Raw genomic sequence first — 16944 nt, 5'->3', positions numbered from 1 at the left:
CACAGTTACCGAGTACATGGCCGCAGTTAAAATACCAATGTCACGTTTGTTGCTACACGCTCTTTATCGGCTACACCTTCATAGACGGTGAACTTTACGGGTTGGCCTGGAACCAGCTTCCGGAAGCCTTCGACATTGATATTGATTTCCTCAAAAAAGAAATCTTCCCCATTGTCGCCTGTAATCATGCCTATGCCTTTAATCTCATCAAATGATTTTACTTTGCCTTCCATTTAAAAACCTCCCATGTTCTCTTTCACCAATCCTCTATTTATACCCTATGGGCTAAAAATAAAAACCTTTAAGCAATAGAGCTCCTATAAAAAAAGAACCGCTCCCAAAAGAGCGGTTCTTGGTTATTAGACTTTAGTTACGTTAGTAGCTTGTGGTCCACGGTTGCCTTCTTCTACTTCGAACTCAACACGTTGTCCTTCGTCAAGCGTTTTAAAGCCTTCACCTTGGATTGCTGAGAAATGTACAAATACATCATCTCCGCCTTCAACTTCGATAAAACCAAAGCCTTTTTCTGAGTTAAACCATTTTACTGTTCCTTCTTGCATATAAATTACCTCCTGTGGTAAGAAAAATTTTCAATATGGAATCTTTTCAAATAAAAAAATTCACATATTCCCTAAAGTACCATCACGTGCTGATCACTTTAGGGAATATGTGAATAGCTGTAATTGGTGAAGATTTCATATTGTTACAGTTATTATATCAAATTGACTACAAAAGTCAAATAAATCTAAAAACTTATCTTTGGCTTCCCGTTATAGAGCCAAATAAGGCCGTGAAAGATCTGTAAATCCTCTTCACACTTTTCGCAATATTCCATTTCTTCATTATTCCAATAAGCTGTGAAAGCCGAATCCCTCGTTTCACGCTGAGCAAACCGGCGGCTGAAATCCAGATCAAGTTCCTCCAGATACTGCTTTGCTTTCTCAGTAGATTCAAATTCTCTGCGTGACACCACTTTTTCTTCCCAGCCGTCAAACATCCACCACGGTTCGTAATCTGCTCGCATATAGACTATTTCATGCATTGCAATCTGCCTCGTTTCTTCCTAGTTAGCATTGTGCCAAATCTTTACCAGCTTGTAAAGTGTTCCGCTTAATTTTTTAAAGGGGTCCGAAAGTTTGTATTGACTTCCTGTTTCACGTAAAATACTAGGTAGAGAAGGCATTGAGATGAAACTTTTCAATGTACGGAACGTATAGTTATAGTAGCAGTGAAGGAGGTTCTTTGCATGAAGCCCCTAAAGCCGATTGAAAATTTCATCAAAAGACAATCCGTCAGCCTGCCTCTCATGACAGTGATGTTCCCAGTCCTGTATCTAGGTGCAGAAATCGGGTTGATCGCTTCTGGAGCAGTCGCTGCCGGCACATATATCGCCAGCAACAGCACAATCAAACAAGTTCAAATTTCATCAGATTCCAAAAATCTTGGAATGACGCGAAGTGAATTTAAAAATGTGCGCACCCAGATAAAAGAAGGAAAAGAAAAAATAAAACAGCTCCAAGGCAATTATTACAAAGTCCGTTCTATTTCATCTTTCAAACAGTTGATGGATATGACAAAAATCGCCAATAAAATTATTATGGTGGTTCAGCAAAACCCCAGAAAATTCTATTTAGCTGAACCATTCTTCTATTCTCATCTGGATTCCGCCATTGAGTTGACGGAGAAATATACCCTATTGGTCGGACAGCCGGTCAAAGATCAGGAAATGCGTGTAGCGCTGCAGGATACTCGTGAAATGCTGCTGTCCCTCAATAAAGTTATGGAGCAGGATTTGAAACGCGTCCTATCAAGCGATGTCGAAAAGCTGCGCATGGAGTTAGATTATGCCCAGTTAGCTGTTGATCAGCATAATAATCAGAAATTACTCGTTCAGCCAGAACCTGAACATGAGGGAGACGTGGAAGATGACAGAGAAACCATCAACTCGAAGTGAATTGGATGATTTATTGGAATCGCCTTTTGGCATGCAATTGGAAAAAAAAGAGCAGTCGGCAGCCGACCAACCAGAAGACAGACCCGTTGCTTTAATTGATCGTTTGACAAAAGATGAACAGGCCAAAGCACGTGAGCTGGCAAAACAAATTCCGATTGGCAATAACGAAGCGATTTTGACGTACGGTGCAAATGCCCAAAACCAATTGAGCCAGTTTTCACATAAGATGCTTGACCATGTCCAGCGCAAAGATATCGGGCCTGTCGGTGACGTACTTCATGATTTGATGAAAAAACTGGAAGAACTCAATCCTGAAGAGTTGACGCAAGGCAAAAAATCAGGAATACGAAAGATTTTTTCGAAAGCCAAATACTCGGTACAGGAAATGATGAGCAAATACCAGAAACTCAGCAGCCAAGTTGACCGCATCAGCATCCAGCTTGACCATTCCAAGCGTGGACTTTTAGATGACGTTCAAATGCTTGAGCAGCTATACGACCAGAACAAAACCTATTTCCAGGCACTGAATGTTTATATCGCGGCAGCTGAAATTAAACGCGATGAAATTATGAACGAAACGATTCCTGCACTTCGCAGAAAAGCGGAAACGTCACAGGATCAAATGGTCTACCAGGAAGTCAACGACATGGTCCAGTACGTGGATCGCCTGGAAAAACGCCTTTACGATTTGCAGTTGTCGCGACAGATCACCATCCAAAGCGCACCGCAGATCCGTATGATCCAGCAAACCAACCAAACTTTGGCGGAAAAAATCCAGTCGTCCATCATGACGTCAATTCCATTATGGAAAAACCAGATTGCCATAGCATTGACACTGAACAAACAGTTGAAAGCTGTTGAGGCCCAAAAGCAAGTTACAGCAACGACCAATGACCTGCTCCTGAAAAACTCGGAAATGTTGAAAATGAACTCGATTGAGACTGCTCGTGAAAACGAGCGTGGCATCGTTGAAATCGACACATTGAAGAAAACACAGGAAAACTTGCTTGAAACCATAGAAGAGACGTTGAAGATCCAAGCCGAAGGCCGAAGAAACCGCAAAGCGGCAGAACTTGAAATCGGCCGCATGGAAGAAGACCTGAAACAGCGCCTTCTCACTATTCATGACAACAACGAAAAGAATAATATGTAATCTAAACCCCGGGAGCTCATTAGCTTCCGGGGTTTGTTGTGTGCATTATTCTATGGAAAGTATCTCAAGCCATTTAAAACTTATTCGGGAAGCTGCGGAAAGTATCTCAAACTTTCTGGAAAGTAAACTCTACTACTGGAAATAACTAATTAACAGGAGCAACGATTAGCCACATGAACAGCCAAAAATCACCCTGATTGAATTACTAAATGCAAACTTCTTTTCAGCAGGCGCAGAGTTTGTTCAACAAACTGCTCCAAAGAATCGGCACTGACGGATTTATTGCCATACATCATCCGGTAAAAGGCCGCCTGCTCCTCGGTGATTGAGTCGCTGCTCAAAAAAAGATGCAGCACTTCAATGCCTTGCTTTTTGGCCTCTGCAACAGCGTTTGCCGTATCCACTACGCCATTTTCCGCATAGTTGTAAGCAGATGGCTCCCCATCGGAAAAAACCAGTAAAAAGCGATGTTTTTCGGTGCGCCTTTTCAAGCGGCTGTTCATCCAGCGAATCGCAAAACCATCCCGGTTGTCTTCGTGCGCATCCAATGAAGCGATTTCCTGTGCATGATCTTTGTTGCGGTCTTCAAACTTGTGCATCCACTCAAAATAATTCGGCTGTTCCGCGTCGCTTGCTTCGTAAGCGTCTTCGTAAAACAGCACAATTTCATGCGGCACATTCAACCCGCGCAGCACATCGTGGAACAACAGCACAGCTTGCTTTGTTTCATCCAGTTTGTCCAGCATTGAGGCGGATCCATCAATCAACAGGCAAAAAACCGCATCCAATTCTTTAGAAGGCGCCGTCTTCCGGTAAAATGGTTTGGGACGTTCTTCAATCGCCAGCGGCACCAGTTTTTTCGACAGCCTTCCCGCGTTTAAGTTGAGGCGGATTCCTTCCTGTCTCTGGGTCATTCTTTTTTTCAGCTCTTTCAGCAAAGCACGTACGTATGGTGCCTGTTTTTTCCGCCAAACTTCAATATCCAGCCGGTGGTCGCCTTGTGCCCGCAGCCTCGATTCGTGAAAAATTACCTGGTCATTGGCAGAGCCGAACTTGCCTTCCGCTTTTTTCGGCTGGCTTTCCATCTGCCGGTCTTCGGCATCACTGTCTTCCAGATGCTCGCCGCTGGAATCGCCTTTAGCCGTCTGCTGTACGTCTCCTGCTCCTTCTTCTTCCCTGCCGCCTTCTGCAAGCTGGGAATCGCCGCGTTCAAGTTCAAACTCCATTGCTGGCGCTTCGCTCATTTCGGTTTCCCGATGCCAGGACTCGAACCACTCTTCAATGGTTTCTATTTCTTCCGGCTCATCCGATTCTTCCGCTTCTATTCCCTCATGATACCGAAAAGGCGGCGCTTTTTCAGCCGATTCGCCGAAAGTGTAATAACCATGCAATGCATCCGCGTCCAGCAGAAACTCAGCCCGGTCCATGACTCGTTCTACAACCCTCACAGAATCGATCGTTGACTTTGCATCAAACAAATCCGTCCAAATAAGAAACAGCGAATGAAAGTTTTCGTCCATGTCGACGTCAATTCCACGCAAGCGCAAATAAGCTGCATTGATCAGCACATCGCTTTTAAAGCCTTTTTTATGGTTTTGCTTAAACTGGTCTTCATGGTATTCCGAATAAACGGCTTCTCGCGTATCAAATGCAGCAGCCGTTCCAGGACGTGCTCTCTTGATTTGTTCAGATAGCCGGAACTCCTCCGCGCACAACAGCAATTGTTCCCGCAAGCTTGGCAGAGGGGCATCGCTTTTTTTAAAGTTCCGCCATGCGCTTAAATCGAAATCACGCCAATAGCCGGCAGCCATCAAATAGATATCCGACAGATACCCATTGCGTTCAATCCGCTTTGTGCGATGCCGCCAAAAAACACTGATGGACAGGGCCGATTCAGATGGCCGAAGCTCCACCAGTTTGCGTGTCGTCACTTTCAAATAAGGGGCATCCGCCAGTGCGCCGGCAAGAAGCTCCATTTGATGAAGCATCTTAGTATCGATGGTTTCATTGTTGAATTGGATAAATCGGTTGACTGACGCCATTCTATTCACCTACTTTTTCCAAGTATGAGCCAGATCCATAAACAAATCACGTTCGCTTTCATCATCCAGTTTTTCGGCAATGGCATATTGCACTGCACGCAGCGGATCCATATATGCAGCTAAAGCAGTAGCATCCAGCAAACTCCTGATTGAAGCTGCTTCTTCAGATAACAGACCGTTCTCGACTTGCTTCATCAAGTCTTCTGCCAGATTCAGCATAAACGCTTTCAAGTTCCCGTCCGCTTCCGGAAATTCACGGTCCCAAAGCTCAGCCAGCTGCTGGCCAGTCAAATAGGGGATTGGGTACGCAATAAAACGGTTTTTCAGAGCTTCATTCATTGGGGCGGTTCCAATATAGCCTTCATTGATGGCGGATATCACACCAAAATCAGGGTGGGCTTCGATGACTTCTCCAGTAAACGGATTGGTCATCATACGGCGATGATCCAATGCGCTGTGAAGAATCGGCAAAGTTTCTGCTTTGGCCATATTGATTTCATCGATGTATAAAAAATGCCCTTTTTTCATTGCTGTTACAACGGGTCCTTCGACAAACTCAATGACACTTTGCCCATCCCGCTGAACCAAGGTTTTAAAGCCCAGCAGCGCTTCTGCGTCCAGATCCACTGAACAGTTGATGCTTTGCATCGGCTGACCGAAAAGAGCCGAAACGCTTTCTGCAAGCTTCGTCTTGCCTGCTCCCGTCGGCCCTTTCAGCAAGACAGGCTTCCGTAGAACAATCGCGGACAAAATATCCTGCCACAGATGGTTGTCTGGTGCGATGTATCCCGCTTTTCCGATCAATTTATCATAATTTTCATGCGTCCGTTCCTTGCGTTTGGCTATATCCAGTTCAATCAACGACATTCTTTTTCCTCTTTTCCGCAGAAAAAGCCGATGCACATCCATCGGCTTTTTGACATTCTTTGAGGCTTTAACAGCCCATTATCCAATCGTTATTCGAAATACGTTTTATAGAATCCACCAATTTTGCCGGTATTGTCCACTACAAAAATAAATTCGTCGGTTTCGTTTTTCACTTCATATTCCTTGCCTGCAGTCAGCACATTGGAAACCAAAAACTTAGCTGCTTCTGTATGCTTGCAAGTGACGGTTCTGATGGTGTCTTTCTCAAGCCATTCATTGTGAATCATAGTCCTCATCCTTTTCTATCTGTCTATGTCTTCAGTATAAGGAAAACACCAGGTAATTTCAAACCTGTCCTTTTTGAGTAAGATACGGGTTCAACTTATGTTCTTTCATTGTCGAACTTATTGGCAAGATAAGAAAATTTTCCAGCCCCAGCACACCTGCATAACTTTCAACTAAAACTACTTTTTTGCAAACTTTGTGCTGTACAAATAACGCAGCAATAACCCAGCGATAACAAGAACCGATAGTAGGATCAAAAAGCCTTGTAAGTGTCCAAGAATCGACTCGTATGCATATGGAAACGTCCTGCCCACATTAAAGTAAATGAACATCCAGACAAACCCAGCTGTATAGGCAAAAAGCATGTAGCGCAGGAATGGAAACCGGTTGGCGCCGACCACATAAGGCATGGCCCACCGAATTCCTGGAAGGAAAAAGCTGAACGCAATCGCCCATTCCCCGTGTTTTTCCAAAAAGGCACTGAATCGGCTGATTGGCCCTTTTAAACGGGTCCGATTCAGCCGGTTCAACAGCCTTTGCCCCAGGCTGCGTCCGATAAAATATGCGAATGTATTGCTGGAAATCAAGCCTAAGTAAGCTGCCAAAAAGGCATAAACCGGCTTGAAATAGCTGATTTCCGTCATGACTCCTGAAAATGCAGCAGCCACTTCGTTCGGAATTGGCAAGCCGAACAGCAGCAGCCAATTAAATACAAACATGCTGAAATAGCCATATTCCTTCACCAATTCAATAAAAAACGAAATATCCATGTACTTCTACCGCCTTTAGGCTTGTTTCCCTTATGATGACAAAAAAAAGATAGTCCTGCAACGCAGGACTATCCGGTTAACCGTTTATATTAAGATTCCAGCAGTAAATCTTCTGGGTTCTCGATCATGTCTTTGACCATTTTCAAGAAACCAACAGAATCGCTTCCGTCGATTACGCGGTGATCGTATGAAAGAGCAACATACATCATCGGGCGAATTTGAACTTCATCTCCGATAGCTACAGGACGCTTTTGAATGGTGTGCATTCCAAGAATACCAACCTGTGTACCATTCAAAATCGGTGTAGACATCAATGAACCGAATACTCCACCGTTTGTAATGGTAAACGAACCACCTGACATGTCTGCAATCGAGAGTTTCTTATCGCGTGCTTTAGCAGCAAGCTCGCCGATTGTCGCTTCGATTTCAGCGAAGTTCTTTTTGTCCGTATCGCGAACGATCGGTACAACAAGTCCTTCTTCGGTTGAAACCGCAATCCCGACATCATAGAACTGTTTCAACAGGACATCCGTCCCGTCCAATTCAGCGTTGACATAAGGGTATTTTTTCAAAGCAGCCGTAACTGCTTTTGTGAAGAATGACATAAAGCCAAGTTTCACATCGTTGTTTTTAAGGAACTGATCTTTTTTGCGGCTGCGAAGTGCCATGACATTTGTCATATCGATTTCATTGAACGTCGTCAACATCGCAGTAGATTGTCTTACTTCAAGAAGACGTTTTGCGATCGTCTGACGGCGTCTTGTCATTTTTTCACGGACAATGCGGCCGTTTTCTTCATCGGAAGAAGGAGCAGCAGCTTTTGGTGCTTCCGCTTTTGCAGCCGGTGCACTTGCAGCCGGTTTTGAACCGTGGGCTTCAACATCCTGTACGCGTACACGGCCCATTGGATCTACTGGAGAAATAGCTGCCAGATCGATTCCTTTTTCGCGTGCCAATTTGCGTGCAGCCGGGCTAGCGATTGTACGGTCAGAAGAAGATTGCTCTTCAGCTGCCGGATCTTTTTCCACAGGCTCTGGAGTTGCGGCAGCATCTGTCTTAGCAGGCTCCTCGGATTTTTGTGGAGCTTCTTCAGTTTTAGGTGCTGCAGCTTCGCCAGAACCTTCGCCAACGATAGCGATAACTTGTCCAACTTCAACTGTATCGCCTTCTTGTGCTAAATGTTCCTGAACAACCCCAGCTTCTTCTGAGATAACTTCAACGTTAACTTTGTCTGTTTCCAATTCAACGATGAATTCGCCTTTTTGGACTGTTTCGCCCGGCTGTTTAAGCCACTGAGCGATTGTTCCTTCTGTAATCGATTCTGCTAATTCCGGTACTTTAATCTCTGCCACAAAAAATTCCTCCTTAGATTATCCTTACAATTTAGCCAATGCTTCGTCTATGATCCGTGCTTGTTCCACTTTATGCGCTTCTCCATCGCCTTCTGCAGGGCTTTGGCGCTGGATGCGTCCGAAATATTTCACTTCTTTGCCGTCTGCCAATTCACGCAGGTACGGATCTGCAAATGTCCATGAACCCATGTTTTTCGGTTCTTCCTGTACCCAAGCCAATTCTTTGGCATTTGGATAACGGTCAACGATTGCCTGAATCTTCTCAGCCGGGAATGGATACAGCTGCTCCACACGGACAATGTGCGCCCACTCGTAGCCTTTTCCATCTTTCACCCGCTCTGCCAAGTCGATGGCCATTTTGCCGCTTGCAAAAAGAATACGTTTTACTTTTTTCGCATCTTTGCCCATGTTCGGCTGTTCGATGACAGTCTGGAAATGGCCTTCAGTTAAATCAGCTACATCTGCGCCTACCAACGGATGGCGAAGCAAAGATTTTGGTGAAACAATGATTAACGGTCGAATTGACTCTTCTCCAAGCATTTTGGCCTGGCGGCGTAAAATGTGGAAGTAGTTTGCTGCGCTGGAAAGGTTTGCAACGGTCCAGTTGTTCTCGGCAGCCATCTGCAAATGTCTTTCCAAGCGGGCACTCGAATGCTCGGGTCCTTGGCCTTCATAGCCATGAGGCAGCAGCATAACGAGTCCGGATTTCTGGCCCCATTTTGCACGTCCTGCAGAAATAAACTGGTCAAAGATCATTTGTGCCATATTGGCGAAATCGCCGTATTGCGCTTCCCAAATAACCAGTGCTTTATCATTTTCAACATTGTAGCCATATTCAAAGCCCAATACAGATGCTTCACTCAGTGGGCTGTTGTAAACCACAAATGACGCTTTGGCATCTGAAATGTGATGCAGCGGCACAAGTTCATTGCCGTTCTTGTCATCATGCAAAACAAGATGGCGATGTGCAAATGTTCCGCGCTGCGCATCCTGGCCAGTCAGGCGGATCGGGTTGCCGTCTTGCAGGATCGAACCGAATGCCAATGTCTCAGCATGCGCCCAATCGATTTTGCCCTTTTCATTGAACGGATCTTCACGGCGCTTGAGAATTCTAGCCAATTTGCCAAAAGCTGAGAAATCACTCGGCCAAGACAATAACTCTTCATTCATCTTGGTCAGAACGTCCTTATCAACGCCAGTCGGCACTTCAGGGTAGCCATTCAGTACAGCTTCTGGAATTTCAAGTTTCGGAAATTCGGCTGATTTGTTTTCTTTCACTGTGTCGTAAGCTTCCTGCATTTCTTTTTGTGTGTCTGCATCAAGCTTTTGAACATCTTCTTCTGACAGCACTTTTTCCGCTGCCAACTGCTTTCCGTAAAGCTCACGAACGGTATCATGCTGATGAATGCCATGGTACATCGTCGGATTCGTTACCAGCGGCTCGTCCATTTCATTATGTCCGTAGCGGCGGTAGCCGATCAAATCAATGAGCACATCCTTGCCGAATTTCTCACGGTATTCAAATGCCAAGCGCGCAACAGCCACAACTGCTTCAGGCTCATCTGCATTGACATGGATGACCGGCACTTCAAATCCTTTTGCGGGATCCGAAGAATAATGTGTAGATCTGGAATCAAATTGTTCAGTTGTAAAGCCGATCAGGTTATTGGCGATGATGTGGATAGACCCACCTGTCTGATAGCCTTTAACACGGCTGAAGTTTAAGGTTTCGGTTACAATTCCCTGTCCAGGGAAAGCGGCATCACCGTGCACAAGAATTGCATAGGATTTTTTCGCATCCACTTTCGCCAGACCTTTTTGGTCGGTAACTTCCTGTGCAGCACGCGCTTGCCCCGCAACAATCGGGCTGACAATTTCAAGATGGGAAGGATTGTAAGCGAGTTTCACACTCGTTCCATTTGCAGATTTATAAGCTGCACCCATATGGTACTTCACATCGCCAAACCAGCCTTTAGTGATTTGCAGCGAGCCGTCTTCCGGAAGAAACGCGTTGTCTCCCACATGTGCAAAACCGGCAAACATCATTTCATAAGGCTTGTTCAAAATATGTGTAAGCACATTTAAACGACCGCGATGCGCCATCCCGATCATGATGTCTTTTGTTCCGGCTGATTCGGATAAACGTACAAGTTCATCCATCAAAACTACCAGCGAATCGACACCTTCAATTGAAAAGCGTTTTTGTCCAACAAATGTGCGATGCACGAATTTTTCAAAGCCTTCCACGCGTGTCAACAAATCAAGAACCTGTTTTTTCTTATCTGCGTCCAGTGTCGGTTTAACGTCGCCTGCCTCGATTTTATCCTGCAGCCAGCTTCGTTCCTGCGGCTGGATTACATGCGAAAATTCGAAGGCGACTTTATCCGTATAAAGTGATTTCAAATAATCAATTGCTTGCAGGCCGTTTGTAATGTTGCTCGGTGCATTATTCAGCAGCAATGAAACAGGAACTTCTTTTAAGTCCTGAACGCTGAGGCCATACGTGGACGCCTCCACGCGGGAAGTGTCTTTCGGCTGATCTTTCAAAGGGTAAATGTCCGATGCCAGATGGCCATGAGCACGAATCGCTTCAGCTAAATTAACAGCAGCCAAAACTTTTTCAAAATTATTTGATTCCACGGTTTTTGCAGCTGAAGGCTGTTGGCTTGTGGAAACATCCACTTCAGCGGGGGGGCCATATTGCTTAAAAAGTTCGACGTATTCCGGATCAAGCAATTCTGGTGATTCTTGATACAGGTCATACATCTCCATTATGTATCCCAGGTTAGGGCCAGTAATGGAACTCCATGGGGATTTTGCATCTGAATAATTGCTAGACATTAAAAAAACCTCCAACTATTTGTTTGACGGCAGTCACATTAATTTGTTATATGTCTCATTTATTTTATCACGCATCCCACTAGACATAAAGCAGAAGGCGTTTAAGTAAGAAAAGTTTAAAATTCCCTATCAATCTTACTACTTCCAGATTGAAAAAACAAAGCCTTTCCGTGAAAATATTCACATAAGACATTGTAAAGCGCTTTCATCGATGTAAGAGCTGGGCTTCAGCCTGTTTTTTTCTGGCTTTCAAGGAGAAGTGTACAAATAGCATTTCCCTTTTCCATTGCTTTTTGCTAAATAAAGGGCGGCATCCGCTTTTTTGACGAGATCATCAAAATCAGTGCCATGGCTGGGGTAGACAGAAATGCCTATCGATGAACTCGGTGTAAAATGGTGCCCATTGATTTCCCAGCCCTCGGCCAGTGTATCGTTAATGCGGTCAATAATCTTCTCGATATGAAATTGGCTTTCTTCGGGGAAAATGCCGCAAAGCGCTACCAAAAATTCGTCGCCGCCTATTCTGGCCGCCAAATCTCCTTTGCGCAGGCTCTTTTTGATTGCCTGCCCAAAATGATAGATGAAATCATCACCGACATCATGGCCAAACTGGTCATTGATCGATTTAAAGTTATCGCCATCAATATACAGCAAGGCAATATGCTCTCCTTTTTGTTGTGCATGATCTTTCATCTGTTGAAATTTCTGCACCATTAATCGGCGATTGGGCAAAGTCGTCAAACTATCATGATAAGCCATAAAGTGCAGCTGTTCTTCCAGCTGTTTTCTCTCGGTCACGTCAAACAAAATCGACAGCACCTGATATATTTCCCCATCTACGTCAAGCAAAGGGATTATGGTCGCATCCACCCAGAAAATTTCACCATTTTTCTTTAGGCTTTTGAGCTGGCCGCGCCATATAACGCCATCCAAAATAACCGTGCGTATCATTTCGTATTCTTCAGTTGAAATAATCGCTTCACTGACTTCGTATACGTTCATCCCGATCAACTCTTCAGGCATATACCCGGTCAGCTTATTTAAATTTTCATTGACAAACTCTATCGTACCAGACAGGCTCCAAATTGCGACGAGTGCTGCGTAATTAAGCGCATCCTTGTAGCTCTCCAGAATATTCTCTGTCTTTTTAAGCTCATTTTTTAACAGCAGTTCGCTTGTCAGCTCCCGGAATACAACATGGAATGCCCGGATGATGCCATTTTCGTTGATGGGAGAATAACTGGCTGAAAATTTGGCCAGCGTGCCATCCTCTTTTCGGCGCTGCATAATGATTGATGAGCTTTTTGTTTCTGGAACAAACTTCTCAAGCAAATCTTTGCCTGACTTAAACTGTTCTTTTTGCTTATCGGGCAAATCCTTGTAATAGCGGTTAACCCAATCTTCCTTTCTCACACCAAATGCTTTTTCGTAAGCCGAATTCAAATCGATGATCATATATTCCGCCGAAATCATGATCATCGGATCTACTGAATTTTGAACCAGCGATTCATAGAACAGGTAATCCTCTTCTATTTTTTTCTGTGCCGTCACGTTTTTCGTCACTGCCAGCACAAAGCGTTGCCCTTCAAAATCAATAGGCGTCAATTCAGTCTCCATCGCTGTGTCCAGGTCGCTGAATAAGCTGTAGTCGCGGTATATGTGCCTCTCTCCTGCTCTCAAGGCAATAAGATACTGCTTTTTGATTTCCCTGGATAAGTCCGGTGGCATGCTGTCATCCAATGTGGTGCCAGCTAGCTCTTTCTTAAAAATAGTTCTGCAAACGGGATTAACATAAACGTAGTCAAACGTGTCGCCATTCTGTTTCATAAAGTAAACGGGATCTTTTACATTTTTATAGAGAAGGTCCAGCTGTTCCAGTGTAAAGGGGATTGGCATCTGTTTCACCGCTTTCCGTTAGACAAATTGTTTTGAGATGTTTGAGATGTTTCCAATAAATTTTTCATAAAATACCTGTTCTTCCAGCGGTTCGGAAGATAAGATGCTGCTTTCTTCCGCATTAACGGTCCAGTCAAACTTTACAACCGATAAATACGTTGCATTGCCTGTAAGCTGAAGTTGGATGTCATCGCCTTGTTTGGAAACTGAACATTTCACCATGCCGCCAGGATTGTAAACTGCCACATCTCCGTAAGGTACCAGACCAGCCATGCAGCTGACCAACGCCGAGGCTGTCATTGCGGTTCCGCAGGCATTGGTGAAACCGACGCCGCGCTCATAAGTCCGAACAAATATGCCGTTCTCCATAGGCGTCACGTAACTGACGTTGACGCCGTCTGAAAAATACTCGTTTTCGCCATTAAAGTATTGCGCCCATTTTTGCTGGTGGCTGGTATCTCTCTGCATTTCTTGCGGCACAATCCCAATTAAATGCGGATTGGGAACAGCAACGGCTGAAAATGGAATTTCTTCTGAGACAAACGGCAAAGCTTGATGAGTCCATTCACTGTTGTCCCCGTACTTCATCGGCAAACTGCTGAGTGAAAAAGAAACCGGCGATATTTCCACTGAATAGGTTTCGATTCCTTCATTCAAAGTCTCTTCTTTCTTCACGCACAGTAAAGCTTTTAAGGTTTCAATTACCGCTTCCTGCACTCGGTCGCGCTCACATACGTAGCGTGCCACACAACGAAGGCCGTTTCCGCACATGGATGCTTCTGATCCGTCATTATTGAAAACGCGCATTTTAGCATGTGCAACAGCTGAAGGCAAAATCACTAAAATGCCGTCAATGTCCGGGTCCAACGCAGAGAGCCGAATAGCCAGCTGCGCAAAATCTTCCCGTTCATCCGATTCAAACATATAAAAAGTATTCATAGAGCCATGGACTTTTATCAACGTCATTTCCATTCCGGTCACCTCTTTAAATTAGTTGGGAATTACTTTGTATATGATGAAACCAACTTCGCCATTTCTGCGGCGGTAATCGGCGCTTCAGCTTGAGTCATTGTTTCAATCAATTGGTCTTTGTCAGCCTGCAAACGGTCCAGCTCTTCCATCAAGCGGTCAGCAGACAACTCTTCTTCTTCCACAACATGGGCAAAGCCTTGTTTTTCAAATAATTTGGCATTCAATATTTGGTCGCCCCGGCTTTTTTGCATAGATAGCGGAACCAGCAGCATCGGCTTTTTCAGTGCCAGAAATTCAAAGATCGAATTGGAACCTGCCCGCGATACGACAAAGTCGGTCATGTGCAGCAAATGCGGAAGCTCATGTGTAACATATTCAAACTGGCGGTAATTCACATGGACATCCAGTTCCGGCATGCTATTCCCTTTGCCGCATAAGTGGATGATGTTGAACTGCTTTAACAGCCTTTCCAGGTTGTTGCGGACAGCTGAATTGATCATAGCCGATCCTTGGCTTCCGCCCATTACCATCAAGACCGGCAGTTCGTTGCCGAAAGGACAGATTTCCTGGCCTTTTTCTGCGGAGCCTTCCATCAGCTCACTGCGGATCACAGATCCCGTACACGTTGATTTGGTGCTTGGCACATGCGCCAAAGTTTCTTTAAAGACCGTAAAAATATGGTCGGCAAACGGCAATGCCAATTTGTTGGCAAGTCCAGGTGTTACATCCGATTCATGGATGATGACCGGTACTGACATCATCCGCCCAGCCATGACAACCGGTACGGATACGAATCCGCCTTTTGAGAAAATCGCTGCGGGTTTGGTTTTGCGAATAATGTTGAGCGCCTGGGTCAGTCCAGCCCCTACACGAAATGGATCCGAAAAATTCTTGGTGGAAAAATAACGTCTCAATTTGCCGCTGGAAATTGGATGATAAGGAATTGATGGAAACGAGTCCCGGATCAATTCGTTTTCAATTCCTTCTTTGGATCCGATGTATTCCACATGGAAGCCTAAATTCTTCAGTTCCGGTATTAATGCCTGATTCAGGGAGACGTGTCCTGCGGTACCGCCCCCGGTCAATAAAATTGTTTTGTTGTCCATTTTCATGTCCTACTCTCATCTATTAATTTGGCATAGCAGCAATTGCTTTAGAGCAAGACTTTCTATGCTATACTGGATTTTATGTGTTAAATTGTAATCGCATAACCTGAACTATCGATGTTGTTGCATATTTTTCAGCAGCTGGCATTATGCAGCTCCGTTTGGCTTGTGGCTAGAGTTGAAAGGGACAATCGGATTGCTTGCCACGATATAAGTGAAACATTTTTAATTTCAACTCAGATAGATTGCGGGAGGAAAGAAGCATGTACCAGACAACTACAAAAAAAGAAAAACTGCTGCTGTTAATGAAAATTGTTTTTCCGATTCTCGTTACGCAAGTCGCGATGTATATGGTGACATTTTTCGATATTTACATGACCGCCCGCTACGGAACAGAGGATCTGGCCGGCGTGTCGATCGGATCATCCTTTTGGGTTCCCGTCTATATCGGTCTTGCCGGAATTCTCATGTCCATTACCCCAATTGTAGCACAATTGATGGGGGCTAAGAAAAAAGAACAAGTAAAACAAGCCGTCCAGCAAGGGATTTATTTGGCTGTCCTGCTGGCTGCAATCGTCTTTGCTTTCTTCTATTTCGGCATCGATTATCTGCTAGCGTTCATGGATCTCGATCCAGTGGTTGCTGATGTCGCCGGCCGCTATATCTTTGCGATGTCGATCGGATTGATCCCTTTGTTTGTTTATAACGCACTGCGCTCTTATATCGATGCACTCGGAGCTACCCGCGTCACGATGGTCATTTCACTCCTGTCCACGCCGATCAATATTTTCTTCAACTATCTGCTGATTTTCGGGAAGTTCGGATTCCCGGAACTTGGAGGCGTTGGCGCAGGACTTGCTTCGGCCATCACCTACTGGCTGATTCTGCTCATCGCAATATGGATTATCCATACGAGAAACCCATTCCAGTCTTACGGCATCTTCCGCAACTGGCCGAAGTTTTCTCTGAAGAGCTGGGGCGAAATCAGCCGGATTGGTGTGCCGATCGGCATTTCAATCTTTGTAGAGACGAGCATTTTCTCGGCGGTCACTTTTATGCTGGCAGTTTATGGTACAGTCACCATTGCGGCCCATCAAATCGCCTTGAATTTCGCTTCCCTGCTTTATATGCTGCCGCTCAGCATCTCCATGGGCGCCACGATACTGGTTGGCTATGAGATTGGCGCCAAGCGCTTCCAGGACGCTAAACAATACAGCTGGATGAGTGTCGGCACTGCCGTCACGTTAAGCTCTCTGTCAGCCTGCATTTTGTTCTTCATGCGCAGTGAAATTGCTGCGCTGTATTCTTCGGATCCCATCGTGGTCGAGCTGGCCGTTCAGTTCCTGCTGTTTGCTGCACTGTTCCAACTGTCGGATGCCATTCAGGCGCCTGTACAAGGAGCGCTTCGCGGTTACAAAGATGTCAACATCACCTTTGTCATGGCACTCGTTTCCTACTGGGTCATCGGCCTGCCCTCTGGCTACCTGCTTGCCAACTTCACCGACTTTGGTGCCTTCGGTTACTGGATCGGCTTGATTGTTGGCTTAACAGCCGGCGCGATTACTTTGTCCATCCGCCTGCTGGTGATCCAAAAAAGAATTTCTGCTCATTCGCCAGCTCAAGATTGAGCTATAAAATAAAAAACCAGGAAAGAAAAAATCAGTGATTTTTTCTTTCCTGGTTTTATTTATGGTGTTTTTCATTCA

The 16944-nt window shown here is 45.0% G+C and carries 15 protein-coding genes; 3 read left to right on the top strand and 12 right to left on the bottom strand.

The annotated features are described in order from the left end of the window. Positions 1-26 precede the first annotated feature (26 nt). The 3 genes from GJB59_RS18615 to GJB59_RS18605 all read right to left on the bottom strand — a co-directional run bounded on the left by GJB59_RS18615 (position 27) and on the right by GJB59_RS18605 (position 1042). Complete coding sequence (locus tag GJB59_RS18615; RefSeq protein ID WP_142826322.1) at positions 27-233, bottom strand: cold-shock protein; 207 nt, start codon at positions 231-233, stop codon at positions 27-29. A 126-nt stretch (positions 234-359) separates the two neighbouring features. Further along, complete coding sequence (locus tag GJB59_RS18610) at positions 360-560, bottom strand: cold-shock protein (RefSeq protein WP_008428384.1); 201 nt, start codon at positions 558-560, stop codon at positions 360-362. A 185-nt stretch (positions 561-745) separates the two neighbouring features. Further along, a complete protein-coding gene (locus GJB59_RS18605) occupies positions 746-1042 on the bottom strand; it encodes a DUF1033 family protein (protein ID WP_142826323.1) in 297 nt (98 codons plus the stop codon). 204 nt (positions 1043-1246) lie between these two features. On the opposite strand from GJB59_RS18605, the gene GJB59_RS18600 reads away from it, so the two are divergent. Both GJB59_RS18600 and GJB59_RS18595 read left to right on the top strand, forming a co-directional pair. Next, positions 1247-1954: a 5-bromo-4-chloroindolyl phosphate hydrolysis family protein gene (locus GJB59_RS18600; RefSeq protein WP_142826324.1), complete on the top strand. Its 708-nt coding sequence runs from the start codon at positions 1247-1249 to the stop codon at positions 1952-1954. Next, the gene (locus GJB59_RS18595) at positions 1926-3107 is read left to right on the top strand and encodes a toxic anion resistance protein (protein ID WP_142826325.1); all 1182 of its coding nucleotides are present in this window, start codon (positions 1926-1928) and stop codon (positions 3105-3107) included. Before GJB59_RS18600 ends, GJB59_RS18595 begins: the two co-directional genes overlap by 29 nt. Positions 3108-3295: 188 nt before the next feature. Here the strand turns inward: GJB59_RS18595 and GJB59_RS18590 are convergent, their stop codons facing one another. The 9 genes from GJB59_RS18590 to murG form a co-directional block, all read right to left on the bottom strand. Next, on the bottom strand, positions 3296-5149 hold the full coding sequence (locus GJB59_RS18590) for a vWA domain-containing protein (RefSeq protein WP_142826326.1): 1854 nt from the start codon (positions 5147-5149) through the stop codon (positions 3296-3298). A 9-nt stretch (positions 5150-5158) separates the two neighbouring features. After that, positions 5159-6016, bottom strand: a complete 858-nt coding sequence (locus GJB59_RS18585) for an AAA family ATPase (RefSeq protein WP_142826327.1) — start codon at positions 6014-6016, stop codon at positions 5159-5161. A gap of 89 nt (positions 6017-6105) precedes the next feature. Next, positions 6106-6303 carry a DUF6501 family protein gene (locus GJB59_RS18580; protein ID WP_142826328.1) on the bottom strand — a complete coding sequence of 66 codons (198 nt, stop codon included), beginning with the start codon at positions 6301-6303 and terminating at the stop codon, positions 6106-6108. 177 nt (positions 6304-6480) lie between these two features. Further along, a complete protein-coding gene (locus GJB59_RS18575) occupies positions 6481-7071 on the bottom strand; it encodes a DedA family protein (protein ID WP_142826329.1) in 591 nt (196 codons plus the stop codon). An 89-nt stretch (positions 7072-7160) separates the two neighbouring features. Continuing rightward, the gene (gene odhB / locus GJB59_RS18570) at positions 7161-8423 is read right to left on the bottom strand and encodes a 2-oxoglutarate dehydrogenase complex dihydrolipoyllysine-residue succinyltransferase (protein ID WP_142826330.1); all 1263 of its coding nucleotides are present in this window, start codon (positions 8421-8423) and stop codon (positions 7161-7163) included. Positions 8424-8447: 24 nt separating this feature from the next. Beyond that, on the bottom strand, positions 8448-11264 hold the full coding sequence (locus tag GJB59_RS18565; RefSeq protein WP_142826331.1) for a 2-oxoglutarate dehydrogenase E1 component: 2817 nt from the start codon (positions 11262-11264) through the stop codon (positions 8448-8450). A 249-nt stretch (positions 11265-11513) separates the two neighbouring features. Beyond that, positions 11514-13160 (bottom strand): sensor domain-containing diguanylate cyclase, encoded by a 1647-nt coding sequence (locus tag GJB59_RS18560; protein WP_142826332.1) that lies wholly within the window; start codon positions 13158-13160, stop codon positions 11514-11516. Positions 13161-13178: 18 nt separating this feature from the next. Continuing rightward, positions 13179-14132, bottom strand: coding sequence for a diaminopimelate epimerase (gene dapF / locus GJB59_RS18555; RefSeq protein ID WP_142826333.1), 954 nt, complete (start codon positions 14130-14132; stop codon positions 13179-13181). A gap of 29 nt (positions 14133-14161) precedes the next feature. Beyond that, positions 14162-15238, bottom strand: coding sequence for an undecaprenyldiphospho-muramoylpentapeptide beta-N-acetylglucosaminyltransferase (gene murG, locus GJB59_RS18550; RefSeq protein WP_142826334.1), 1077 nt, complete (start codon positions 15236-15238; stop codon positions 14162-14164). 263 nt (positions 15239-15501) lie between these two features. Here murG and GJB59_RS18545 point away from each other — a divergent pair, with 263 nt between their 5' ends. Then, on the top strand, positions 15502-16866 hold the full coding sequence (locus tag GJB59_RS18545) for an MATE family efflux transporter (protein WP_142826335.1): 1365 nt from the start codon (positions 15502-15504) through the stop codon (positions 16864-16866). Positions 16867-16944 lie beyond the last annotated feature (78 nt).

Source organism: Planococcus soli (assembly GCF_016881065.1).
Classification (GTDB): Bacteria; Bacillota; Bacilli; order Bacillales_A; family Planococcaceae; genus Planococcus; species Planococcus soli.
This window is presented reverse-complemented; position numbering and strand designations above follow the sequence as displayed.

Excerpts from the sequence above, each read along its gene's own strand:
- GJB59_RS18575 (WP_142826329.1), bottom strand. The coding sequence starts at position 7,071 with ATGGATATTTCGTTTTTTATTGAATTGGTGAAGGAATATGGCTATTTC.
- murG (WP_142826334.1), bottom strand. The coding sequence starts at position 15,238 with ATGGACAACAAAACAATTTTATTGACCGGGGGCGGTACCGCAGGACAC.
- GJB59_RS18560 (WP_142826332.1), bottom strand. The coding sequence starts at position 13,160 with ATGCCAATCCCCTTTACACTGGAACAGCTGGACCTTCTCTATAAAAAT.
- GJB59_RS18615 (WP_142826322.1), bottom strand. The coding sequence starts at position 233 with ATGGAAGGCAAAGTAAAATCATTTGATGAGATTAAAGGCATAGGCATG.
- GJB59_RS18545 (WP_142826335.1), top strand. The coding sequence starts at position 15,502 with ATGTACCAGACAACTACAAAAAAAGAAAAACTGCTGCTGTTAATGAAA.
- GJB59_RS18585 (WP_142826327.1), bottom strand. The coding sequence starts at position 6,016 with ATGTCGTTGATTGAACTGGATATAGCCAAACGCAAGGAACGGACGCAT.
- GJB59_RS18590 (WP_142826326.1), bottom strand. The coding sequence starts at position 5,149 with ATGGCGTCAGTCAACCGATTTATCCAATTCAACAATGAAACCATCGAT.
- GJB59_RS18605 (WP_142826323.1), bottom strand. The coding sequence starts at position 1,042 with ATGCATGAAATAGTCTATATGCGAGCAGATTACGAACCGTGGTGGATG.
- GJB59_RS18595 (WP_142826325.1), top strand. The coding sequence starts at position 1,926 with ATGACAGAGAAACCATCAACTCGAAGTGAATTGGATGATTTATTGGAA.
- GJB59_RS18565 (WP_142826331.1), bottom strand. The coding sequence starts at position 11,264 with ATGTCTAGCAATTATTCAGATGCAAAATCCCCATGGAGTTCCATTACT.
- GJB59_RS18610 (WP_008428384.1), bottom strand. The coding sequence starts at position 560 with ATGCAAGAAGGAACAGTAAAATGGTTTAACTCAGAAAAAGGCTTTGGT.
- GJB59_RS18580 (WP_142826328.1), bottom strand. The coding sequence starts at position 6,303 with ATGATTCACAATGAATGGCTTGAGAAAGACACCATCAGAACCGTCACT.
- GJB59_RS18600 (WP_142826324.1), top strand. The coding sequence starts at position 1,247 with ATGAAGCCCCTAAAGCCGATTGAAAATTTCATCAAAAGACAATCCGTC.
- dapF (WP_142826333.1), bottom strand. The coding sequence starts at position 14,132 with ATGGAAATGACGTTGATAAAAGTCCATGGCTCTATGAATACTTTTTAT.